A 21,916-nucleotide genomic window follows, 5' to 3' on the forward strand; every position below is an offset into this window, starting at 1 on the left:
TTCGCCCAGGGCGCCGTACGGTCAACTCCCCGTACGGCGCCCTTTCGTCGCCTAGACTCACCGGCATGCTGGGCCCGTGTTGGTACGGCCGGCCCCGCCGCATCCGCCGCGGGGCGGCCCTGACGTTGTTCCTCGCCGGGGTGCTCGCCGCGGGCGCGGCCACCGGCACCTGGGACGACGCCGGGGACGCCGCGGAGCCCGCCGCCCCGGGCCGGCCCGCCGAGGACACGGCCGCCGGCCGGCCCGCCGTCGAGCGGGCCGCACGGGCCGCGGCGCAGGCCGCCGGGGACGGCAAGTCCGGTGCGCAGGCCGCCGCGGACGTCGTCAGCCGCAGCGGCGACCGGTGGTCGACGGTCTACACCGCCGGCGAATTCGAGGACTTCCAGGCCCAGTTGGACGGCACGTATGTCGGCGTCGGGCTGTGGGTGCGGGAGCAGGGCGGTGGCCGGATAACGGTGTCCCGGGTGCGGCCCGGCGGGCCAGCCGCCCGCTCCGGCATCGCCGTCGGCGACCGCCTCGACGCGGTCGACGGCCGGCCCGCCCGGGGGCGCCCGGTCACCGACGTCGTGGCTCGGCTGCGCGGGGACGGGCCCGCGGGCTCCGGTGCCCCCGGCACGTCGGTCCGGCTGGACCTCGGGCGCGGCGCCCGCCACTGGAGCGTGACCCTGCGCCGGACCCGCCTGCACAGCCGGAACGTCACCGTGGACCGCCCGTACGGCGCCGACGGCCCGACCCGCATCAAGATCACCGCATTCGCCAAGGGCACCGGCGCCGCGGTCCGCCGCGCGGTGCGCGCCGCCGACCGGCGGGGCGGGCTGTTATTGGACCTGCGCGGCAATACCGGCGGCCTGGTCACCGAGGCGGTCGCCACCGCGTCGGTCTTCCTCGACGGCGGCCTGGTCGCCACCTACGACGTGGACGGCAGCCAGCGCGCCCTGTACGCCGAGCGCGCCGGGGACACCCGGATCCCGCTGGTCGTGCTGGTGGACGGCGGCACGATGAGCGCCGCGGAGCTGCTGTCCGGCGCGCTCCAGGACCGCGGTCGGGCGGTCGTGGTGGGTTCCCCGACGTTCGGCAAGGGTTCGGTGCAGATGCCCAGCGAGCTGCCGGACGGCTCGGTCGCGGAGCTGACCGTCGGCCACTACCGCACTCCGGCCGGCCGGGCCGTGGACGGCACCGGCATCACCCCGGATCTGCTCGTCGAGGACCATGCCGAGAAACGGGCCCGCACGGTATTGAGTGGCCTCGGCACCGGTGCGTAGTGCGAAAATGGCCGCACTATGGCTACCAAGGGCAAGGGCAAGGACAAGAACGACGGGCGCAAGCTCGTCGCGCAGCACAAGAAGGCGCGGCACGACTACCACATTCTGGACACCTATGAGTGCGGTCTGGTGTTGACCGGCACCGAGGTGAAGTCGCTGCGTCAGGGCCGGGCGTCGCTCGTGGACGGATTTGTCCAGATCGACGGCGGGGAAGCCTGGCTGCACAACGTCCATATCCCCGAATACGCGCAGGGCACCTGGACGAATCACAGCGCGCGGCGGAAGCGGAAGCTGCTGCTGCACCGCGTCGAGATCGACAAGTTGGAGGTCAAGTCCCAGGACTCGGGTCACACGATCGTGCCGCTGTCCCTGTACTTCAAGGGCGGCCGGGCCAAGGTCGAGATCGCGCTGGCCAAGGGCAAGAAGGAGTGGGACAAGCGGCAGACGCTGCGCGAGCAGCAGGACCGCCGTGAGACTGATCGGGCGATCTCGGCGGCCCGACGCCGGCAGCGGGCCTGAGAAACCGGCGGCCGGGCCGGGGTCCGCGACGGCCGCCGGGAATATGCTGGCACCCGCGTGCGTTGGTCACGTACGATGGGGACACACCCCGCGAGGGTGTGGCACCACCTTGAAAAGAAAACATGGGGATGATCGGTTTCGACAGCGGATGTCGAAGCAGGGGAAGCGAGTCGAGGAAGCGGCAATGATCTCGTTAACCATATGTCGCAACCAATAATCGCCAACACCAAGCGCGATTCCTTCGCCCTCGCTGCCTAAGTAGCGACTTGCGAAGTGTCAGCCCGGGGCTGTTCCCGACCCGGATCCTGGCATCAGCTAGGGGACTAAACCTTGATCCCGGTCACGGGGTGAAGAGGGAAATCAAACAGTGACTGAGCCCGTCGGAGACTTGTCCGCGTGATCTCCGGGGCCGAGAAAATCGCAGCGGACTGCACTCGGAGAAGCCCTGATTCCACACCGTTGGACGCGGGTTCGATTCCCGCCATCTCCACAATTCCCATGTGAACGAAGGCCCTGGTGTTCCGAAAGGAACGCCAGGGCCTTCGTTTTTTTCGGGCCGGGGCCGGGGCCGGGGCCGGGGCCGGGGTCGGGGCCAGGCGGTCAGGCCGGGCGGGACCGGCGGGCGGCGGTGGCCGTCGCCGTCACCGCCAGGGACAGGGCCGCCGCAGCCGGTACGGCGTATCCGGCGGCGGGGAACGGCAGGTGCTCGGCGGTCCGGCCGCCGGTCGCCGTCCCGGCGACCAGCAGCGCGACGGCGAGCAGCACCAGGGCGCCGGACGCGGCGGCCAGCAGCGGCGGCGTCAGCAGCGCTGGCGGGCGCTCCCCGAGGGCGACTGGTGGCTGCCGGAGGCGGACGTCGCGGCGAGGGGTGTGGCCGCGGCGGGCGCTGAGGGGCCGTAGGATCCCGCCGGGTGCCGGGTGCCGGGTGCCGGGTGCCGGGTGCCGGGCGGACGACGGGCCGCGCGACCGTCACGTGATCGATGTCTCTTAACACGATGCATATCCGTGTCCGGGTGCAGGCAACCAACGGCGCCGAAAATCCTTCCTTACGGAAGGACATCGCGTGCGAACGATGTGTGCGAACAGGACAAACGGATGGAACAGGGGGGAGTCGTGCAGCGACGTTCCGTACTCGCGACGACGATGGCCGCGCTCGCCTTCACCGTCGCCGCCGGGCTGACCGTGACCGGCTGCGGCTCGGGGCGGATGGCGGCGCTGCACGCCAACTGCAGGACCAAGGGCCTGAGCTGGAAGGTCACCGTCCTGAAGGCGGCGCCGCACAGCGCCGATCGCGAGGCCAAGCTGTTGGTCGTCAACAAGGGGTCACAGCCGTGCGTCTTCGACGGCTTCCCCACCTTCGCGGTCCACGTCGGCAAGGGGCCGGAGTCGTACGGCAAGGGGCAGGGCCGCACCATGCCGATAGACCTCCGGCGCGGTGGCATGGTCACCACTCACCTGCGCTACAAGGACCACGGGCCCGGTATGACGCCCGCCGACTGCCTGGTGAGCAACGACGAGGCGATCGTGGGCGCGCCCCGTGATCGCCACCAGAAGCTGATAAAGGTCCGGGACGAGAAGGGCAAGAAGACCCGGATGAACATCTGCGAGCAGACGATCCGGATGGGCCCGCCCATCGAGCAGAACGGCTGAACGGACCGGTGGAACGGATCGGTTGAACCGACCGGCTGGGTGACTCGGCCGGGGCGATCGGCCGGTCCGTCGGCTGGGTCCGGCGGCTGGGCGGACCGGTCGGGCCGACCGCCGGCGGGCCCGCGCCGGGTCGGGTCAGTCGCCTTCCGCTGCCGGGGCGGAGATCCGGGCGGCGGGTGCCGGGGCGGCGTCGTGGTCCGGCGCCGCCGGCCGCGCCCGCAGCCAGAACTCGGCGGCCAGGGTCGGATCCAGCGGCCGCAGCGCGCCGGTGTCCGGCTGGAGGGACGTCAGGACCGGGCGCAGCGCCTCCGGCCGGATCAGGCCGAGTGCCGCCAACCGGGAGTCCTCGCACAGCGCGGTCAGCGCCCGGCGGTTCCGGCGCAGCCCGGCGTGCAGCTCCGCGCTGTGTGCGCGCCGACTGCCGCGGCCCAGGACCGGTCCGGGCACCAGGCCGCGCATCGCCGCGGCCAGCACGGGCTCGCCGCCGCCCGGCACGCGGTCCGCCAGCCGCACGGCCAGCGCCGCCTCGATCACCGCGTCGTCCAGGAACGGCGCCTCGTAGACCACACCGTGCGCCGAGGTCAGGGCGTCGATGCCGCGCACCCGCTCGCCGGCCCGGACCGCGGCGGCGGCCACCTCGTGCTGGGCGCGCAGCGGGTCGAGCGGCTCGGGTGCCGCGGCGGCGGCCTCGCGCAGCAGCCGGCGCACCGTGGCGACCGCGTCCGGATGGGCCCAGGGCGGCATCGCCGGGACGTCCTCCCAGTCCGTGCCGTCGGGCCGGCGGCGGGCGCCGGGGACGATCCGGTCGGCGCCGGCGGCCAGCCACCGGGGGTAGCAGCGGCCGCCGAGCAGGGTGCGCACGGTGGCCCGCAGCGTCCAGGGGGCGAGCCGCCGGGCCCGGCGGGCCAGTCGTAACGCCTCGCGGAAGTCGCCGCGGGCGAGGGAGTTGAGCGCCACCGGCCGGGGTGCGAAGAGCTCGTCGCCGCCGATGCCGGTCAGGTGCATCCGGGACCCGAGCCTGGCGACCAGCCGCGCCTGGTGCAGCAGCCGGGCCGCGTCCCGTACGGCGGCCAGCGGGCCGGCCGGGTCGGTGTGCGCGGGCTGCGCGGGCGGGGTGTACCAGGTGGGGGCGTCGGTATACGGGAGGGAGAGGTGGCGGCCCTCCTGGCGGACCTGGCTGAGGCGGTAGGCGCTGTGCGCGCTCCACAGGGGGTCGTCGTCGGCCGGGTCGCGGCCCTCCCAGGTGGTGGTGATCAGCTCGGTATCGTCGCGGGCGGCCAGGAAACACAGGCTGGTGGAGTCCAGGCAGCCGGAGAGGTCGGCGCTGAGCGTGGCCCGGGGGGTCCGGGCGTGCACGGCCGCGCTGAGGGCCTCCCGTACGGCCTCGACGGCGTCCGGAAGCGGGAGGTCCGGCTCCGGCGGGTGCCACCAGCGGACCTCGCGGTACCGGCCGGCCGGGTCGTGCGCGGCGCAGTGGCCGGGCGGTACGGCGTGCACCGCGCGCCAGCAGGTGCGCAGTGCGAGGGGTAACGGGGCGCCGGGCGCGAGCAGATGGGCGGCGAGCGCCTCCTCGTCGACCGTGCCCGTGCGGGGCGCGCCGGGCAGTCCGGCCGCGGCCGCCGTGTGGGCCAGCGCGGCCAGGTCCTGGGGGCGGCTGCCCAGCACGGTGAGGCCGCCGAGCTCCGTGCGGTGCAGCCGGCGGACCGCGGAGAGGCTGCCCTGGGCGCGCACCTCGGCGCCCATACAGGCCAACAGGAAGTAGCTGCCGGGGAGTTCGTGGCGGAGCTCCGCGAGGTCGTCGAGGCCGCGCAGCCGGGGCAGCAGCCGGGCCAGCGCGTCCGGGGTGGCCGAGGTCGTGCCGAGCAGTACCACGCAGCGCGGGCCGACCCGGGCGGTCACCAACTCCTCGCGCCGCCAGTGGCCGACGATCCAGGGGCGGCCGGAGAGGTGGGCGATGGTGCGGGTGGCGGAGGTCCGGGGCAGGCGGGCGGTGAGCCGGTCGGTGACGGGGTGGTCGGGGAACACCAGGAAATCCACGGGCGGTTACCGTTCCTTGGCCTCGGGGCGCAACGATCGCTGCCGCCGCGTAGTGGCGTCGTCGAGGGGTGGTGGGTCGGGCGACGGGAGGGCGGTGCCGCCGCGGGGCGTCGTCGGGGGGCGAGCCCGGGCTCGCCCGGCCGCGGCCGGGCGGACCGGCCTCGATGCTGCCGGGGCGGGGAGGTGCCCCGGCAGGGGGATCGCGCGGCGGGCGGGGGACGTCAGGAACCGTGCCGTCCGCCCGTGATCCGCTGCGGTGGTCGGTGCATGGCATCCCTTTCCTTCCGCTGTCCTGGGGAGCCCGGCATCCCTGCGGGGGTGGGTGTGGCGCCCTGGCAGGGGCGAACGGCCGTCGTCGGGCGGGAGGCACCTCCCGCGGTCGGCGACGGTGCGTGGTGGGCTCATCACTCCGTGCGTCCGATAAGAAGGCTGGCAGTGTTCGGCGGCACGTGCCATTACCCCGTTCGGGTGAAGGCGGGGGCGCGTGGTGCACGGCGGCGCACCGTCCCCGCGCCGTACGCCGCGGATGTGCCGCGGCGGCTCACCGCATGCATCCGCGCCGCGTGAGCGCAAGGTTTCGCGCAGGTCACGTGCTGCCACAGGGCGGTAACCCGCCGTCCCTAGCGTCGAGGGCGGACCCGGTCCGCGGACCGAACCGACCCTTGGAGGCGCCATGACGGCCGAGACCGCGGCAGCGACCGCGACAGCGACTGACGGCACCCGCAGTACGGGTGGCCGGGTGAGGAAGGGGCGGCGCTGGATCGAGCGCTGGGACCCTGAGGACGAGACGTTCTGGCGGGAGTCCGGGGAGCGGACCGCCCGGCGCAACCTGGTCCTGTCGGTGCTGACCGAGCACATCGGCTTCTCCGTGTGGAGCCTGTGGTCGGTGATGGTGCTGTTCATGGGCCCGGAGTACGGGATCGACCCGGCCGGGAAGTTCTTCCTGGTGGCGGTCCCGACGGCGGTGGGCGCGGTGCTGCGGGTGCCGTACACCTTCGCCGTGGCGCGGTTCGGCGGGCGCAACTGGACGGTCTTCAGCGCGCTGTTGCTGGTGGTGCCGACGGTCGCCGCGGCGGTGGTGATGGTGCCGGGCACGCCCTACGGGGTGTTCCTGGCGGTGGCCGCGCTGGCCGGCGTCGGCGGCGGGAACTTCGCCTCGTCCATGACCAACATCAACGCCTTCTACCCGCTGCGGAAGAAGGGCTGGGCGCTGGGGCTGAACGCCGGCGGCGGCAACCTCGGGGTGCCGGTGGTGCAACTGCTGGGGCTGCTGGTGATCGGCACGGCGGGCGCCGCCCAGCCGCGGATCGTGCTGGCCGTGTACGTGCCGCTGATCGTGCTCGCGGCGGTGCTGGCCGCGCGGTTCATGGACAACCTCGCGCCGGTGGCCAACGACACCGGGGCGGCCGTGGCGGCGGCCCGGGAGCGGCACACCTGGGTGATGGCGCTGCTCTACATCGGCACCTTCGGGTCGTTCATCGGCTACAGCTTCGCCTTCGGCCTCGTCCTGCAGAGCCAGTTCGCGCGCACGCCCCTCCAGGCGGCGTCGCTGACCTTCCTCGGGCCGCTGTTGGGGTCGCTGGCCCGGCCGGTCGGCGGGTGGCTGGCGGACCGCTACGGCGGCGCGCGGATCACCCTGGCGAACTTCGTGGCGATGGGCCTGGCCACCGGGGTGGTGCTGGCGGCCTCGGCGGTGCGCTCGCTGCCGCTCTTCCTCGCCGGGTTCACCGCGCTGTTCCTGCTGACGGGCCTGGGCAACGGCGCCACCTACAAGATGATTCCGGGCATCTTCCTGGCCCGGGCGGCGCGCCGGGGACTGGTCGGCGAGGCGGCCGCGGCGGCCGGGCGGCGGCTGTCGGGGGCTGCGATGGGGCTGATCGGTGCGGTGGGCGCACTGGGCGGGCTGGGCATCAACCTCGCCTTCCGGGAGGCGTTCGCCGCCACCGGCTCCGGGGCCGCGGCGTTCGCCGCGTTCCTGGTGTTCTACGTGGTGTGCGGGGCGGTCACCTGGGCGGTGTACGTGCGCCGGCCGCAGCACGGGGCGGCCGGCGCGGAGGTGGACGGGGCGGCGCCCCGGCCCGTGTACGCCGACGTCTGAAAGCCGTGCCCCGGGAGGCGCGTCCGTAACAGGGGGGAAATACTGGCGCACCGGGCCTGTCATGTGCCGTTGGCAGGCTCGAAACCTGGCGCGGTGCGCCGGAGCCGTGGCACCCGGGCGTTCCCCGGACGGGCGCGCCCGGCGCAACTGACCACTCGGGGCGGAGCGGAACGGACCGATGCACGATCAGCTGGAGCCTGCCGGGCAGGAGCGGCCCGGGGAGCCGGAGCGGGCGCTGCGCCCGCTGGACGGCTTCACCGTCGGGGTGACCGCGGCCCGTCGGGCGGAGGAGCTGGGCGCGTTGCTGGAGCGCCGGGGCGCCCACGTGGTGCACGCCCCGGCGCTGCGCATCGTGCCGCTGCCGGACGACGCCGAACTGCTCGACGTCACCCGTGCGCTGACCGAGGACCCGCCGGACGTGGTGGTGGCCACCACCGCCATCGGGTTCCGCGGCTGGATCGAGGCGGCGGAGGGCTGGGGGCTGGGCGAGGCGCTGCTGGGCCGGTTGACCGGCGCGGAGCTGCTGGCCCGCGGCCCGAAGGTGCGCGGCGCGATCCGGGCCGCCGGGCTGACCGAGAAGTGGTCGCCGGCCTCGGAGTCGATGGCCGAGGTCCTCGACCGGTTGCTGGCGCAGGGCGTCGCCGGGCGGCGGGTCGCCGTCCAGCTGCACGGGGAGCCGCTGCCGGGGTTCGTCGAGGCGCTGCGGGCCGGTGGCGCGGAGGTGATCGGGGTGCCGGTGTACCGGTGGATGCCGCCGGTCGACCTCGGGCCGGTGGACCGGCTGCTGGACGCGGTGCTGGCGCGCGGCCTGGACGCGGTGACCTTCACCAGCGCGCCGGCCGCCGCGTCGCTGCTGCGCCGGGCCGCCGAGCGCGGCATCCAGCCGGAGCTGCTGGCCGCGCTCCGGCAGGACGTGCTGGTGGCGTGCGTGGGTCCGGTGACGGCGCTGCCGCTGGAGGCGCTGGACGTGCCCACCCGGCAGCCGGAGCGCTTCCGGCTGGGGCCGCTGGTGCAGCTGCTGTGCCGGGAACTCCCGGGCCGGGTACCGCCGTTGCCGGTCGCCGGGCGGCGGCTGGAGATCCGCGGCCGGGCCGCGGTGGTGGACGGCGGGCTGCGGCCGGTGCCGCCCGCCGGGATGGCGCTGCTGCGCGCTCTGGCCCGCCGCCCCGGCTGGGTGGTGGCCCGCGGCGAGCTGCTGCGGGCGCTGCCGGGCACGGGCCGGGACGAGCACGCGGTGGAGACCGCGATGGCGCGGCTGCGGACGGCGCTCGGCGAGCCCCGGCTGATCCAGACTGTGGTCAAGCGCGGCTACCGGCTGGCGCTGGACGCCCCGGCGGACACCGAGAAGTACGGCGACGGCACGGCCTAGCGAGGACCTGTCGTCACCTTCCCGCCGTCCGTCCCGTCCTCCGTTCCGCCGTCCGCCCGGCTCCCTCAGGCCGGGTTGGTCACCCGGATCTTGGACTGGCCGTGCGGCCGGGACTCCCAGTCCTCCATGAACCGGGCCTGGAGCCCGTGCTGACGGGCCAGCCGCAGCAGGGTCTCGGTCCGGTAGTAGAAGTCCTCCCGCAGCACCTGGTGTTCGGTGCCCTCGGTGCGGTCGAAGGTGAAGTCGAAGAACCCGCCGGGCGCCAGGATCCGGCCGACGTGCGCCAGGCACTCGTCGATGACGTGGATCGGCGAGTGCGAGAAGACGCTGTGCGCGTGGACGACGTCGAAGTGCGCGGACGGCAGGAACTCCAGCTTCAGGTCCTGGGTGATCGTCAGGTGCGGGAGCTTGTCCTGGAGCTCGTAGGTCGTCAGGGTCTGCTTGGCGGCTATCAGGATGTCGGGCGAGATGTCGATGCCGTAGTAGTTGCCGGCGTCCAGGTGGGCGATGAAGCGCCAGCCGGCGCGCAGGTTGCCGCAGCCGATGTCGAGCATCCGGTGCCCGGGGCGCAGCCCGTGCTCCACCAGGTAGTCGAACTGCATCTCGCCCAGCGCCAGCCAGCGCTGGTGGCTGCGGCTGCCGACCGCGGCCTCCGGGTTGCGGCCGGTGTCGGAGGCCATCACCGCGCGGTAGTACGCGACGTGGTCGGGGTGCTTGAGGCGCAGCCAGGTGTCGCGGGCGGTGCGCTTGACGTACGGGGCGATCCGGGCGGGGTTGCGGACCGCGTAACCGAGCTTGTGGGTCAGGCTGGCGCGGTTCTTGAGCAGCGGAGAGGGCGACATGCGGCGGACTATACAGCAGATGTATACGCTCGATATCTACATGTGGTGTCTACGTGGGATGTGTACATGGAGTGTGTACGTAGGTCGCGTACGTGGGGCGCGCGCGGCGGCCGTGTGCGTGGGTACCGGTGCCCGCCGTCCCGCCCCGCCCCCCCGGGCCGGCCCGGAGGGGCCGCGCGTCGTCCGTGGGGTTCCGGGGAGCGGCGCGGCCGGGCACCCTGGGAGCGCTCCCGTACGCCCCCTCCGCCCCTTTTCCCGCGTACTCCACGTTCCCCGTGCTCGTTCCCGAGGAGTGACAGGCACATGGCAGCCCTCTACGGCCTCCGGTTCGACTGCGGGCGGATCTGCCTGGACCTGGTGGCCACCGCCGCCGGCGCCCCGGTCGCCGTCGAACGGCTCACCGGACCCGGGTCGTTGGCCGCCTGGCTGACCGGTGCGGGGGTGGTGCCGTCCGGCGCCGCGCTGGACGCCGTCGATGCGTGCTGGGTCGCCCGTTTCCGGGCGCTGCGCGAGGTGCTGGGCCGGATCGTCCGCGCCGAACTGCGTGGCCGGGCCGCCGCCGGTGACCTGGTGCTGCTGAACGCCGCGGCCGGGGCCGCCCCGCCGCCCGCCGTGCAGGCCGTCCGCGGCCCGGACGGTGCGCTGGTCGGCGCCCTGGCCGGTCCGCCCGACTGTGCCGGGCTGTTGGCGGTGGTGGCCCGGGACGCCGTCGCGCTGCTCACCGACCCCGCGGTGCGCGGGCAGCTGCGGCAATGCGCCGGCGAGGGCTGCGGGCTGGTCTATCTGGACACCTCGCGCGGCCGGCGCCGCCGCTGGTGCTCCAGCGAGGTCTGCGGCAACCGCGCCCGGGTGGCCCGGCACCGGCAGCGGACCGGACGGGCCGGGCGACCGGACCCGCCCGTACGAACCGTGTTCTGAGGCAACATCCGACCGGCTCCGTCCAGTTTTGTCCGTCTCTCCAGGTGCGCACGGTGCCGGGTTCGCGTACGGTTGACGGCTGCCCTACGCACAGCAGAAGGGGGCTTGGGTGGCCGCGCACAACGCCACGCACGCACCGGACCACGCACCGGATTCCGTTCGCGACCGCGAGATCGAGGCGGAGCAGACGCACCTCGACCTCGTCTACCGGCGCCTTGAGGAGAAGATCCACGAGGCGGAGTTCCTGATGGACGACGCCGCCAAGCGCGGCCAGGTCGGCACGCCCGGCGCGCTCGCCGAACGCGACGCCCAGGTCTTCCAGGCCGGCGTTCATCTCCACCGGCTCAATTCCGAGTACGAGGACTTCCTCTTCGGCCGGATCGACCTGCTCCTGGGCAAGGACGGCAAGAAGGGCCCGGACGGCGCCTACACCTCCGTCGAGCCCGCCGACGGCGTGATCCAGGGCGGTCGCGCCGCCATCGCCGAGACGCTGCACATCGGCCGCCTCGGGGTCCTGGACGCCGACTACTCGCCGCTGGTCATCGACTGGCGGGCGCCGGCCGCCGCGCCCTTCTACCGCGCCACCCCGGTCGCCCCCGGCCGGGTCGTCCGCCGCCGGGTGATCCGCTCCAAGGGCCGCCGGGTGCTGGGCGTAGAGGACGACCTGATGCGCCCGGAGGTCACCGCCACCCTGAACGGCGAGGAGCTGCCGGCGATCGGCGACGGCGCGCTGATGGCCGCGCTGGGCCGGGCCCGCAGCCACACCATGCGGGACATCGTCGCCTCCATCCAGGCCGAACAGGACATGGTGATCCGGGCCCCCGCCGCCTCCGTCACCGAGGTCGAGGGCGGGCCGGGCACCGGCAAGACCGCGGTCGCCCTGCACCGCGCCGCCTACCTCCTCTACCAGGACCGCCGCCGCTACGCCGGCGGCATCCTGATCGTCTCCCCGACCCCGCTGCTGGTCTCCTACACCGAGGGCGTGCTGCCGTCGCTCGGCGAGGAGGGGCAGGTCGCCATCCGGGCCCTCGGCTCACTCGTCGAGGGCGCCGAGGCGACCGCCTACGACCCGCCCGCGGTCTCCCGCGTCAAGGGCTCGGCGCGGATGCAGAAGCTGCTGCGCAGGGCCGCCCGCGGGGCGCTGGAGGCGTCGGCCCCGACCGCCCCGCCGCGCGCCCGCACCGCGGAGGACGCCCAGCTGTCCCTGGAGGACCTCGCCGCGGGGACGGACGCCCCGGCCACCGCCCCGGTCCCGCCGACCCGCCTCCGGGTCGTCGCGTTCGGCGCCCGGCTCGAACTGGACGAGGCCGAGCTGCGCGCCATCCGGCAGTCCGCGCTGGGCGGCACCGCCCCGGTCAACCTGCTGCGCCCGCGCGCCCGCCGGCTGATCCTGGACGCCCTGTGGGCCAAGTCCGGCGCCGCCCGCCGCTACTCGGACCCGGAGCTGGCCGCCGAGGTCCGCCAGGGCTTCGACGAGGACCTCGTCACCGAGCCGGAGTTCCAGGAGTTCCTGGACGCCTGGTGGCCGGAACTCACCCCGCGCGGGGTGCTGGCAGCGATGGCCGACGAGCGCCGCCTGGGCCGCTGGGCGCGCCGTCTGCTCAACCCCCGCGAGGTGCGTCAACTCGCCCGCTCGCTGCGGCGGCTGGGCGGCGACGGCCGGGGCCCGCTGTCGGTGCACGACGTCGCGCTGCTGGACGAGCTCCAGCAGATCCTGGGCGCCCCGGCCAGACCGGCCCGCCCGCGCGAGGCCGACCCGCTGGACCAGCTGACCGGCCTGGAGGAGCTCACCACCTACGCGGACCGGTTCTCGGCCGGACGCTCCGGCCGCCGCGAGCGGCTGGAGGAGGAGCGCACCGACTACGCCCACATCATCGTCGACGAGGCACAGGACCTGACGCCGATGCAGTGGCGGATGGTGGGCCGCCGCGGCCGGCACGCCACCTGGACCGTGGTCGGCGACCCGGCGCAGTCCTCGTGGTCGGACCCGGACGAGGCCGCCGAGGCCCGCGACGAGGCGCTCGGCACCCGCCCGCGCCGGCGCTTCACGCTCACCGTGAACTACCGCAACCCGGCCGAGATCGCGGAGCTGGCGTCCAAGGTGCTGGCGCTGGCCATGCCCGGCACCCCGTCGCCCAGGGCGGTCCGCTCCACCGGCCTGGAGCCGCGCTTCGGCGTCGTGGACGGGGCGCCCGCCGCGCGGGGTGCCGCCGACGCGGCGCTGGCCCGCGCCACGGTCGCCGAGGCCGAACGGCTGCTGGCCGAGGTCGAGGGCACGGTCGGCGTCGTGGTGGCGATGCACCGCCGCGAGCAGGCCCGCGCCTGGCTGGCCGGGCTCGGCGACCGCGTGGTGGCGCTGGGCTCCCTGGAGGCCAAGGGCCTGGAGTACGACGCCACCCTGGTGGTCTCGCCCGCCGAGATCGCCGACGAGTCCCCGGCCGGTCTGCGGGTGCTCTACGTCGCCCTGACCCGCGCCACCCAGCAGCTGACCGTGCTCTCCGCCGCCGCGGACGACCCGGACGCCGACGGCGTACCGGATCTGCTGCGCGACTAGTTCGGGCCCGGCGGTGCGCCCCTGCGCGGGTGTACCGCCGCACCGGCGGGCGTGCTGCCATCCGAGGGGTTGTGAAATCAGTCGCGCGGGACGGGATTCGCTTGCCGGGATGGTTTGTTAGCCTTGGTGGCGGCACCGGCTCGATCCAAGCCCCCGGGCCCAACCATCGTCGCTACGAGCGACCACTTGCCGCGAGGCGAGCATGGCGGGTCGGTGTCATGAACCAACGGCGCGGGCGCCTCTCCTCCGGGAGGGGCGCCCGCGGTCGTTCTCCCACCGCATTCCCCCCGGGTTCCCCCGCCGGTCTCCCCTTGGCTTCCCGACTGATTCGCCCCCACCCCTTTTCCCCTGCGCCGGTGCCGGGGCGCGCCGTGGCTGGTTCGCGACACCGAGGGGGGTTCCGCTCTCCGGGCCAACTCTCGTATGGTGGAAGAGTCTTTCCGGAATTTGTGGCTGGTTACCGTGTACCGGCTGGTAGGTGGGACGATCGAACAACGCGCTCCGGCTCGGGCACCCCTGAGACCCGGGGCCGCTTAGAGCCAAACCAGGGAAAGCAGAGGAAGTCGGCCATGGCAACGGCGCCTAGCGTCTCGTATTCGATGACGGTGCGACTGGAAGTCCCAGCGAGCGGCACCGCCGTCAGCCAGCTCACCACGGCCGTGGAGTCCTCCGGCGGGTCGGTCACCGGCCTCGACGTGACCGCGTCCGGCCACGAGAAACTCCGGATCGACGTCACGATCGCCGCGACCTCCACCGCGCACGCCCAGGAGATCGTCTCCCAGCTGCGCGGCATCGAGGGCGTCTCGCTCGGCAAGGTCTCCGACCGGACCTTCCTGATGCACCTCGGTGGCAAGATCGAGATGTCGTCCAAGCACCCCATCCGGAACCGCGACGACCTGTCCATGGTCTACACCCCCGGCGTCGCCCGGGTCTGCCAGGCCATCGCCGACAACCCCGAGGACGCCCGCCGGCTCACCATCAAGCGCAACAGCGTCGCCGTGGTCACCGACGGCTCCGCGGTCCTCGGCCTCGGCAACATCGGCCCCAAGGCCGCCCTGCCCGTCATGGAGGGCAAGGCGGCCCTCTTCAAGCGCTTCGCCGGCATCGACGCCTGGCCGATCTGCCTGGACACCCAGGACACCGACGCGATCGTCGAGATCGTCAAGGCCATCGCCCCCGGCTTCGCGGGCATCAACCTGGAGGACATCTCCGCGCCCCGCTGCTTCGAGATCGAGGCCCGGCTGCGCGAGGCCCTGGACATCCCGGTCTTCCACGACGACCAGCACGGCACCGCCATCGTGGTGCTCGCCGCGCTCACCAACGCGCTGCGGGTCGTCGGCAAGAAGATCGAGGACGTCCGGGTCGTGATGTCCGGCGCCGGCGCGGCCGGTACCGCCATCCTCAAGCTGCTGCTGGCCGCCGGTGTCGGGCACGCGGTGGTCGCCGACATCCACGGCGTGGTGCACGCCGGCCGTGCCGACCTGGTCGACGCCGACCCCGACTCGGCGCTGCGCTGGATCGCCGACAACACCAACCCCGACGGCATCACCGGCACCCTCAAGGAGGCCGTGGTCGGCGCCGACGTCTTCATCGGCGTCTCCGCCCCCAACGTCCTCGACGGTGACGACGTGGCACGGATGGCCGACGGCGCGATCGTGTTCGCCCTCGCCAACCCCGACCCGGAGGTCGACCCGGCCCTCGCCCGGCAGACCGCCGCCGTCGTCGCCACCGGCCGTTCGGACTTCCCCAACCAGATCAACAACGTCCTGGTGTTCCCCGGGGTCTTCCGCGGCCTGCTCGACGCCGCCTCGCGTACCGTGAACACCGAGATGATGCTGGCTGCGGCCCGCGCTCTCGCCGATGTCGTGCTGGACGACGAGCTCAACGCGAACTACATCATCCCCAGCGTCTTCAACGAGAAGGTCGCGGGCGCGGTGGCCGGCGCGGTGCGCGACGCGGCGAAGGCCGCGGGCGACGCTGTGACGGCCGCCACGGGCGTCTGAGACGGCGCGTCGCAGGACCTGCCCTCACCGGGCCACCCATAGGGTGGCGGGTGACCCTCCAGGGTGCCGGATTGGCTTTACCGCCGCAGGTGGGGGCAGGATGCTCTCCCAAGGACAATGTCCAGGGGGACCTCAGGCGCGAGGGAGCTGAAGGACGGACCCGGTTCGGTGGGCCGTCCGAGGGCCCTGGCAGCATCGGCTTCGATCTCACGCCGCATTGGCAAGAAGAACACGGGAGTACATACATGAACCGCAGTGAGCTGGTGGCCGCTCTGGCCGATCGCGCCGAGGTGACCCGCAAGGACGCCGACGCCGTTCTGGCCGCGCTCGCCGAGACCGTCGGCGAGGTCGTCGCCAAGGGCGACGAGAAGGTCACCATCCCCGGCTTCCTGACCTTCGAGCGCACCCACCGTGCCGCTCGCACCGCGCGCAACCCGCAGACCGGTGAGCCGATCCAGATCGCGGCCGGCTACAGCGTCAAGGTCTCCGCGGGCTCGAAGCTCAAGGAAGCCGCCAAGGGCAAGTAAGGCCCTTGCCACGGCATGAAAGGCGGCCATCCCTCCCCGGGGGTGGCCGCCTTTGCGTATGCCCGCGTACGGCCTGTCCAGGGGCCTTCGGGGGGCCGCCCGCCCGGGGCCCGGCCCTCCGGTGGCGCTGCCCGGGTACGGCGAAGGCGCCGCACGGTCGTCGTGACCGTCCGGCGCCTTCGGGGACGAGCGGGGATCAGCCGCGCGGGTTGTGGTTCGGCAGCTCCACCTTCGCGCCCAGTTCCACGAGCTTCTCCATGAAGTTCTCGTAGCCGCGGTTGATCAGGTCGATGCCGTGCACCCGGGAGGTGCCCTGCGCCGCCAGCGCCGCGATCAGGTACGAGAAGCCGCCGCGCAGGTCGGGGATGACCAGGTCGGCGCCCTGCAGCTTGGTGGGGCCGGAGACGACCGCGGAGTGCAGGAAGTTGCGCTGGCCGAAGCGGCAGGCGGAGCCGCCCAGGCACTCGCGGTAGAGCTGGATGTGTGCGCCCATCTGGTTGAGCGCTTCAGTGAAGCCCAGCCGGGACTCGTAGACCGTCTCGTGCACGATCGACAGGCCCGACGCCTGGGTCAGCGCGACCACCAGGGGCTGCTGCCAGTCGGTCTGGAAACCGGGGTGGACGTCGGTCTCCAGGGCGATGGCGTTGAGCGAGCCGCCCGGGTGCCAGAAGCGGATGCCCTCGTCGTCGATCTCGAAGGCGCCGCCGACCTTACGGAAGGTGTTCAGGAACGTCATCATCGAGCGCTGGTGCGCGCCGCGGACGTAGATGTTGCCCTCGGTGGCCAGCGCCGCGGACGCCCAGGAGGCGGCCTCCAGGCGGTCCGGGAGGGCGCGGTGGGTGTAGCCGTCGAGCTTCTCCACACCGGTGATCCGGATCGTCCGGTCGGTGTCCATGGAGATGATCGCGCCCATCTTCTGCAGGACGCAGATCAGGTCCTCGATCTCCGGCTCCACGGCGGCGTTCGACAGCTCGGTGACGCCCTCGGCCAGCACGGCCGTCAGCAGCACCTGCTCGGTCGAGCCGACCGACGGGTACGGCAGCCGGATCTTGGTGCCGCGCAGCCGCTGCGGCGCCTCCAGGTACTGGCCGTCGGCGCGCTTCTCGATCTTCGCGCCGAACTGGCGGAGCACGTCGAAGTGGAAGTCCACCGGCCGGCCGCCGATGTCGCAGCCGCCCAGACCGGGGATGAAGGCGTGACCCAGCCGGTGCAGCAGCGGGCCGCAGAACAGGATCGGAATGCGCGAGGAACCGGCGTGCGCGTCGATGTCCGCGACGTTGGCGCTCTCCACGTGCGAGGGGTCGAGGACCAGCTCGCCGGGCTCGTCGCCCGGGCGCACCGTGACGCCGTGCAGCTGGAGCAGCCCACGCACCACGCGGACGTCCCGGATGTCGGGAACGTTGCGCAGCCGGCTCGGACCACTGCCCAGCAGGGCGGCGACCATGGCCTTGGGCACAAGGTTCTTCGCGCCGCGAACCCGGATCTCGCCCTCCAGCGGGGTGCCGCCGTGGACAAGCAGTACGTCGTCAGTAGAGACGGTCATGGATCTCGCGTTCCTGGAGTCGGTCTGGGCCACGAGAAATGGTAAGGGCGCGAGAGGGGGTGCCCGTGGCGGCGCCCTTGCTCCGGGCATGTAATGGCTTTGTCACAACACGCTCCGCTACGGTCCCCCTGTGATTCGTCATCACTCTTTATGCCTAATGCGGTAAATGTCGTGAATGGGCCATTCGGTGCGAAGTCCGTGCGCCGGGGCCTGCCGCCGTACGCCCACCCTGCTCTCCCAGCAGGTTCGGGCGTTGACTCCCCCTTCGGGCCGGAAGTGCGGGATCATGTGGCCATGACCGAGGTGTCCTCGCTCACAGGGCGGCTGCTCGTCGCCACACCCGCGCTCGCCGACCCGAACTTCGACCGCGCGGTGGTGCTCCTCCTCGACCACGACGAGGAGGGGTCCCTCGGCGTGATCCTCAACCGCCCCACCCCGGTTGGCGTCGCCGACATCCTCGCCCCCTGGGCCGAGCTGGCAGGGGAGCCCGGGGTGGTCTTCCAGGGCGGCCCGGTCTCGCTGGACTCGGCGCTCGGGGTGGCCGTGGTGCCCGGCGGCGGGCCCTCCGGCGAGGGTGCCCCGTCCCCGGGGAGCGGTACCCGCACCGGCGGCGCGGACGGCGGGACGGCCGGCGCCCCGGTCACGGACACGGCGGACGGCGCCGGGCCCGGGGACGAGCCGCTGGGCTGGCGCCGGGTGCACGGCGCGATCGGCCTGGTGGACCTGGAGGCGCCGCCGGAGCTCCTCGCCGCGGTCCTCGGCAGCCTGCGGATCTTCGCCGGGTACGCGGGGTGGGGGCCCGGCCAGTTGGAGGACGAGCTGGTGGAGGGGGCCTGGTACGTCGTCGAGTCGGAGCCGGGCGATGTCTCCTCGCCCGATCCGGAGCAGCTGTGGCGGGCCGTGCTGCGCCGGCAGCGCAACGAGCTGGCGATGGTGGCCACCTACCCCGACGACCCGTCGTTGAACTGAGCCGCCGGACCGCACCGGGCGTCGCCGCGCCGCGCGTGCCGGGGCCTCGTGCGCCGGGGAGTGCGCCCGGGCGCTCACGGGCGCATTTTGTGACGGCTTCGTCATGGGGAATTGTCAGACCCCGTCGCTATCGTTTCGGAGTGCCAGGAACGCTGCGCGGGCGCAAGGGCGCGGTCGCGCCGATCGGACGGGGGAGAGCACCATGCACAGGCCGAGCGTGCCCGAGGACCTGGACCATCCCGAGCAGTTGTGGGCACGGGCCGCGACGCTGGCGGTGGTGGCCGCGGCCATGAACGACGGGGACGAGTACTCCTGGGGACCGGGCGGGCTGGCCTGCTGGAACTGCGGCGGCTCGTACTGGTGGCGGCTGAAGCTGTACGACGACGGCCGGGCCCTGCTCTGCGGCCAGGACTCCGACGGGAGTTACACGCACAGCGGCGACAAGCAGATCGACTTCCTGGCCGGCGGCCCCGCATGGCTGCCCTGGGAGCAGCTGCGCGACGACGCCCAGGGCAACCTCCTCGGCTTCGCCTACTGGTACGAGGACGGCGTCTGGGCCCGCGCCCCGTATCCCGCGACGATGCCGGACGACGGCCTGGAGATGGCGCTGGGCTGGGCGGCGCCCGGTGACGCGGCGGTGCGGGAGATCACCGAGCACCTGGTGGCCCTCACGGAGACCGACGTCCACCCCGCCGAGACGGTCCGCGCCTTCATCGCGTCCGCCGCGGCCCGCACGGTCGGGGCGGCGGACGTCTCCGCGCTGCTGGACGCGGTCTGCGGCCCGGACTGCTGGTACGAGGTCCGCCCGGAGGCCGCGTTGGCGTTCGCCGCCGACCTGGGGCTGACCGGGGACCGCGGCGCAGTGCCGGCGGTCGCGTCGTAGCGCCGCTCCGGCGCGCGCCGGAGCGCCCCTGCGGGCGTCAGCGGCGGTGCTGCCCGCCCAGGGTGAAGAAGCGCTCGGCCAGCGGATGGGCGTCGCGGGCCGGCAGGGCCAGGCGCACGGGCACCGGCGGGGCGTTCTTCAGCCGGACGTAGCGGATCTGGGGGTGCGGGTGCCGTTCGGCCACGCTCTCCGGGGCCACCCCGACCCCGTGCCCGGCCGCGACCGCCTCCAGCCACTCGTCGAAGTTGTCCGCGGTGCAGGCGAGTTGGGGGCGCCGGTCGGCGGGCCACAGCTCGGGCCGGGTGGTGCCGGTGACGGTGTTGACCACCAGCGGCAGCTCCGCCAGCTCGGCCCAGTCCAGCACCCGCCGGTGGGCCAGGCCCCCCGGGGCGGCGGCCCGCGGCACGGCGGCCACCCGCGGTTCCTGCAACAGCAGCGCGGTGCGCAGCCCGGCGTCCCGCGGCACCTCGCCGCGGAGCACCACGATGTCCGACTCCCCGGTCTCCAGCCCGGCCAGCGGGGTGTCCCGTCGGACGAGCCGGACCTTGGCGCCGGTCGCCGCCCTGAACTCCGTGACCAGCGTGCGGCAGGCGGCCGGCAGCAGCGAGGTGAAGCCCAGTCGCAGCACCCCCGGCCCGGCGGGGGAGCGCAGCGCGACGGCGAGCCGGGGGAGCAGCGGGGCGAGGTCGGCGTAGAGGCGGCGGCCGGCGTCGGTGAGGGCGACCCGGCGGGTCGTCCGGTCCAGCAGCCGGACGCCGAGCGTGGTCTCCAGGGCCCGGACGGCCCGGGTCAGCGTGGGCTGGCCGGTCCGCAGCCGGTCCGCGGCGTGGGTGAAGCTGCGCTCCTCGGCGACGGCGAGGAAGCCCCGCAGGTGCCGGAGTTCGACGCCGTCGAGGGCCGGGTCGGCGAGCCAGTCGGCGTCGACGGACGTGACGTCGGACGTGGGGTCGGGGACGTCGTCGCAGGCCGGCCCCGTCGCGGCGCCCTCCTGGCCGTCGGCGCCGCCCTGGGTACCGGCGTCGTCCTGGATATCGCGGGCACCATTCATGTCCTCCCAGCATAAGTGCTCCGTCCGGGCATTTCCCCGGCCATCCGGAGACTGCCTACGTTTCCCCGCGTCGGTCCGTCCCGGGGCCGGGGACGGTCCCCGGCGCCTCCCGGACCACCAGGGGAGATGAGCGCGGTGCGCAAGGTCTGGCTGCTGACGCTGGGGGCGTTCACCCTCGGCCTGGACGCCTATGTGATGGCGGGGCTGCTACCGGTCCTCGCCGCGGACATCGGCACCCGGGTGTCCCTCGCCGGCCAACTGGTGACGGTCTTCACGCTGGCCTACGCGATCTCCGCGCCGCTGGTCGCCGGACTGCTCTCCGGCGTGCGGCCCCGGCTGCTCATCCTGGCGGCGCTGGCCGTCTTCACCGTCGGCAACGGCCTGACCGCGCTGGCCCCGTCGCTGGGCGCGCTGCTCGCCGCCCGGGTCGTCGCGGGCGCCGGCGCCGGCGTCTACTCCGCGCTGTCCACCGCGGCCGCCGCCGCGCTGGTCCCGGAGGAGAAGCGCGGCCGGGCGCTGGCGCTCGTCATGGGCGGGATGAGCGCGGGCACCGTGCTGGGCGTGCCGATCGGGGTGCTGCTGGCCGAGCACACCGGCTGGCGGGCCACGCTCTGGCTGGTCACCGCGCTGGGCGCGGTCGCGCTCGGTGGGCTGGCGGTGCTGCTGCCGCAGGTGCCCGCGGGGCCCGCCGTCCCGGTACGGGCCCGGCTGACGGCCATCGCCGACCGCGCGGTGGCGCCCGTGGTCGCGGTGTCCTTCCTCGCCGCGGTGGCCAGCCTCGGCCTCTACACCTACCTCGCGCCGGTGCTGGCCGCGGCCGGCGGCGTCCACGAGGTCGCCCCCTACCTGTGGGCCTGGGGCGCCGGTGGTGTCCTGGGGAGCGTGCTGGCCGGGCCGCTGGTGGACCGGACCGGACGGGTGCGGCTGCTGGCCGGCGTGATTCTGCTGGTGGTCGCCGCGGCCCAGGCCCTGTTGCCGACGCTGGCGGCGGTGGCGCTGCCCGGAGCGGTGGTCGCCCTGCTGGCTTGGGGCGCGGCGGGCTGGGCGTTCCAGGTGCCGCAGCAGCACCGGCTGCTCCAGGCCAGCGCGCAGCGCGGCACCGTCGCCCTCGCGCTGAACAATTCCGCGCTCTATCTGGGCAGCGCGGTCGGCTCGGCGCTCGGCGGGCTGGCCCTGGCCGCGGGACTGACGCCGGCCGCGCTGCCCTGGGCGGCGGCCGGGGTCGCGGCCCTGGGACTGTTGGTGCATCTGGTGGCGGGCCGACGCTCCCGACCCGCGCCGCGCGTGAGTACCCTTGGCAGTTATGAGCACTCTTGAGCCCGAGCGCGGGGCAGGTACGGGGACCCTCGTAGAGCCGACACCGCAGGTGTCGCACGGCGACGGCGACCACGAGCGCTTCGCCCACTACGTCCAGAAGGACAAGATCATGGCGAGCGCGCTCGACGGCACCCCCGTCGTGGCGCTCTGCGGCAAGGTCTGGGTCCCGGGTCGCGACCCGAAGAAGTACCCGGTCTGCCCGCTGTGCAAGGAGATCTTCGAATCCATGGGCGCCGGTGGCGACAAGGACAAGGACGGCGGCAAGAAGTAACCGCCGGCCGCGGCGCCCGCCCGCTGGGCCCGGCGCCCCGGCCCGCCGCTCCGCGCCCAGGGCCTGCACGGGCCCGGGTCCCTCGTGGGCCCGGGCCCGTCGCCGT

18 protein-coding genes and 1 other RNA gene are annotated in these 21,916 nt (G+C 74.0%); 14 read left to right on the forward strand and 5 right to left on the reverse strand.

All coding sequences use genetic code 11. The features are described 5' to 3' along the window. The first annotated feature begins 65 nt into the window (after positions 1-65). The 3 genes from MOV08_RS25865 to ssrA all read left to right on the forward strand — a co-directional run bounded on the left by MOV08_RS25865 (position 66) and on the right by ssrA (position 2,274). The gene (locus tag MOV08_RS25865) at positions 66-1,262 is read left to right on the forward strand and encodes a S41 family peptidase (protein ID WP_275309032.1); all 1,197 of its coding nucleotides are present in this window, start codon (positions 66-68) and stop codon (positions 1,260-1,262) included. A gap of 18 nt (positions 1,263-1,280) precedes the next feature. Next, positions 1,281-1,781 (forward strand): SsrA-binding protein SmpB, encoded by a 501-nt coding sequence (smpB, locus tag MOV08_RS25870; RefSeq protein WP_073442454.1) that lies wholly within the window; start codon positions 1,281-1,283, stop codon positions 1,779-1,781. 124 nt (positions 1,782-1,905) lie between these two features. Then, positions 1,906-2,274, forward strand: a transfer-messenger RNA (tmRNA) gene (gene ssrA / locus MOV08_RS25875). Between the two features lie 107 nt (positions 2,275-2,381). On the opposite strand, the gene MOV08_RS25880 is transcribed toward ssrA, so the two are convergent. Next, positions 2,382-2,546: a hypothetical protein gene (locus MOV08_RS25880; RefSeq protein WP_275309034.1), complete on the reverse strand. Its 165-nt coding sequence runs from the start codon at positions 2,544-2,546 to the stop codon at positions 2,382-2,384. A 348-nt stretch (positions 2,547-2,894) separates the two neighbouring features. Between MOV08_RS25880 and MOV08_RS25885 the strand changes: the two genes are divergently transcribed. Further along, positions 2,895-3,431: a DUF4232 domain-containing protein gene (locus MOV08_RS25885; protein WP_275309035.1), complete on the forward strand. Its 537-nt coding sequence runs from the start codon at positions 2,895-2,897 to the stop codon at positions 3,429-3,431. Between the two features lie 135 nt (positions 3,432-3,566). Here the strand turns inward: MOV08_RS25885 and MOV08_RS25890 are convergent, their stop codons facing one another. Continuing rightward, positions 3,567-5,468 carry an asparagine synthase-related protein gene (locus tag MOV08_RS25890; RefSeq protein WP_275309037.1) on the reverse strand — a complete coding sequence of 634 codons (1,902 nt, stop codon included), beginning with the start codon at positions 5,466-5,468 and terminating at the stop codon, positions 3,567-3,569. A 673-nt stretch (positions 5,469-6,141) separates the two neighbouring features. Between MOV08_RS25890 and MOV08_RS25895 the strand changes: the two genes are divergently transcribed. Together MOV08_RS25895 and MOV08_RS25900 are read left to right on the forward strand one after the other, a co-directional pair. Continuing rightward, positions 6,142-7,566, forward strand: a complete 1,425-nt coding sequence (locus MOV08_RS25895; RefSeq protein WP_052286874.1) for a nitrate/nitrite transporter — start codon at positions 6,142-6,144, stop codon at positions 7,564-7,566. 178 nt (positions 7,567-7,744) lie between these two features. Continuing rightward, complete coding sequence (locus MOV08_RS25900) at positions 7,745-8,935, forward strand: uroporphyrinogen-III synthase (RefSeq protein ID WP_039635994.1); 1,191 nt, start codon at positions 7,745-7,747, stop codon at positions 8,933-8,935. A 65-nt stretch (positions 8,936-9,000) separates the two neighbouring features. Here MOV08_RS25900 and MOV08_RS25905 read toward each other — a convergent pair whose 3' ends face one another. Then, on the reverse strand, positions 9,001-9,777 hold the full coding sequence (locus MOV08_RS25905) for a class I SAM-dependent methyltransferase (RefSeq protein WP_039636002.1): 777 nt from the start codon (positions 9,775-9,777) through the stop codon (positions 9,001-9,003). 303 nt (positions 9,778-10,080) lie between these two features. Here MOV08_RS25905 and MOV08_RS25910 point away from each other — a divergent pair, with 303 nt between their 5' ends. From MOV08_RS25910 to MOV08_RS25925, 4 genes are all read left to right on the forward strand, one after another. Beyond that, positions 10,081-10,695 (forward strand): CGNR zinc finger domain-containing protein, encoded by a 615-nt coding sequence (locus MOV08_RS25910; protein ID WP_275309038.1) that lies wholly within the window; start codon positions 10,081-10,083, stop codon positions 10,693-10,695. Positions 10,696-10,804: 109 nt separating this feature from the next. Next, the gene (locus tag MOV08_RS25915) at positions 10,805-13,249 is read left to right on the forward strand and encodes a HelD family protein (protein WP_052286875.1); all 2,445 of its coding nucleotides are present in this window, start codon (positions 10,805-10,807) and stop codon (positions 13,247-13,249) included. Between the two features lie 569 nt (positions 13,250-13,818). Beyond that, positions 13,819-15,252 carry an NAD-dependent malic enzyme gene (locus MOV08_RS25920; RefSeq protein WP_039636006.1) on the forward strand — a complete coding sequence of 478 codons (1,434 nt, stop codon included), beginning with the start codon at positions 13,819-13,821 and terminating at the stop codon, positions 15,250-15,252. Between the two features lie 245 nt (positions 15,253-15,497). Next, on the forward strand, positions 15,498-15,779 hold the full coding sequence (locus MOV08_RS25925; protein ID WP_004951951.1) for an HU family DNA-binding protein: 282 nt from the start codon (positions 15,498-15,500) through the stop codon (positions 15,777-15,779). A gap of 196 nt (positions 15,780-15,975) precedes the next feature. Here the strand turns inward: MOV08_RS25925 and murA are convergent, their stop codons facing one another. Further along, positions 15,976-17,322, reverse strand: a complete 1,347-nt coding sequence (gene murA, locus MOV08_RS25930) for a UDP-N-acetylglucosamine 1-carboxyvinyltransferase (RefSeq protein ID WP_189855872.1) — start codon at positions 17,320-17,322, stop codon at positions 15,976-15,978. 294 nt (positions 17,323-17,616) lie between these two features. Between murA and MOV08_RS25935 the strand changes: the two genes are divergently transcribed. Both MOV08_RS25935 and MOV08_RS25940 read left to right on the forward strand, forming a co-directional pair. Beyond that, positions 17,617-18,291, forward strand: coding sequence for a YqgE/AlgH family protein (locus MOV08_RS25935; protein WP_039636014.1), 675 nt, complete (start codon positions 17,617-17,619; stop codon positions 18,289-18,291). 202 nt (positions 18,292-18,493) lie between these two features. Next, complete coding sequence (locus MOV08_RS25940; RefSeq protein ID WP_275309039.1) at positions 18,494-19,174, forward strand: hypothetical protein; 681 nt, start codon at positions 18,494-18,496, stop codon at positions 19,172-19,174. A 37-nt stretch (positions 19,175-19,211) separates the two neighbouring features. Here the strand turns inward: MOV08_RS25940 and MOV08_RS25945 are convergent, their stop codons facing one another. Then, the gene (locus MOV08_RS25945; protein WP_275309040.1) at positions 19,212-20,222 is read right to left on the reverse strand and encodes a LysR family transcriptional regulator; all 1,011 of its coding nucleotides are present in this window, start codon (positions 20,220-20,222) and stop codon (positions 19,212-19,214) included. Between the two features lie 126 nt (positions 20,223-20,348). Here MOV08_RS25945 and MOV08_RS25950 point away from each other — a divergent pair, with 126 nt between their 5' ends. Next, the gene (locus tag MOV08_RS25950; RefSeq protein ID WP_039636023.1) at positions 20,349-21,539 is read left to right on the forward strand and encodes an MFS transporter; all 1,191 of its coding nucleotides are present in this window, start codon (positions 20,349-20,351) and stop codon (positions 21,537-21,539) included. Then, on the forward strand, positions 21,526-21,810 hold the full coding sequence (locus MOV08_RS25955; protein ID WP_026247947.1) for a DUF3039 domain-containing protein: 285 nt from the start codon (positions 21,526-21,528) through the stop codon (positions 21,808-21,810). The genes MOV08_RS25950 and MOV08_RS25955 overlap by 14 nt, the downstream gene beginning before the upstream one ends. The last annotated feature ends 106 nt before the right edge of the window (positions 21,811-21,916 follow it).

The sequence above is a fragment of the Streptomyces yunnanensis genome (assembly GCF_029011865.1).
Taxonomy (GTDB): domain Bacteria; phylum Actinomycetota; class Actinomycetes; order Streptomycetales; family Streptomycetaceae; genus Streptomyces; species Streptomyces yunnanensis.

Bases quoted from the DNA above. Each gene is read 5' to 3' on its own strand.
- MOV08_RS25940 (WP_275309039.1), top strand. From the start codon at position 18,494: ATGCACAGGCCGAGCGTGCCCGAGGACCTGGACCATCCCGAGCAGTTG.
- MOV08_RS25925 (WP_004951951.1), top strand. From the start codon at position 15,498: ATGAACCGCAGTGAGCTGGTGGCCGCTCTGGCCGATCGCGCCGAGGTG.
- MOV08_RS25920 (WP_039636006.1), top strand. From the start codon at position 13,819: ATGGCAACGGCGCCTAGCGTCTCGTATTCGATGACGGTGCGACTGGAA.
- MOV08_RS25895 (WP_052286874.1), top strand. From the start codon at position 6,142: ATGACGGCCGAGACCGCGGCAGCGACCGCGACAGCGACTGACGGCACC.
- MOV08_RS25955 (WP_026247947.1), top strand. From the start codon at position 21,526: ATGAGCACTCTTGAGCCCGAGCGCGGGGCAGGTACGGGGACCCTCGTA.
- MOV08_RS25910 (WP_275309038.1), top strand. From the start codon at position 10,081: ATGGCAGCCCTCTACGGCCTCCGGTTCGACTGCGGGCGGATCTGCCTG.
- murA (WP_189855872.1), bottom strand. From the start codon at position 17,322: ATGACCGTCTCTACTGACGACGTACTGCTTGTCCACGGCGGCACCCCG.
- MOV08_RS25900 (WP_039635994.1), top strand. From the start codon at position 7,745: ATGCACGATCAGCTGGAGCCTGCCGGGCAGGAGCGGCCCGGGGAGCCG.
- MOV08_RS25945 (WP_275309040.1), bottom strand. From the start codon at position 20,222: ATGAATGGTGCCCGCGATATCCAGGACGACGCCGGTACCCAGGGCGGC.
- MOV08_RS25865 (WP_275309032.1), top strand. From the start codon at position 66: ATGCTGGGCCCGTGTTGGTACGGCCGGCCCCGCCGCATCCGCCGCGGG.
- MOV08_RS25950 (WP_039636023.1), top strand. From the start codon at position 20,349: ATGAGCGCGGTGCGCAAGGTCTGGCTGCTGACGCTGGGGGCGTTCACC.
- MOV08_RS25905 (WP_039636002.1), bottom strand. From the start codon at position 9,777: ATGTCGCCCTCTCCGCTGCTCAAGAACCGCGCCAGCCTGACCCACAAG.
- MOV08_RS25935 (WP_039636014.1), top strand. From the start codon at position 17,617: ATGACCGAGGTGTCCTCGCTCACAGGGCGGCTGCTCGTCGCCACACCC.
- smpB (WP_073442454.1), top strand. From the start codon at position 1,281: ATGGCTACCAAGGGCAAGGGCAAGGACAAGAACGACGGGCGCAAGCTC.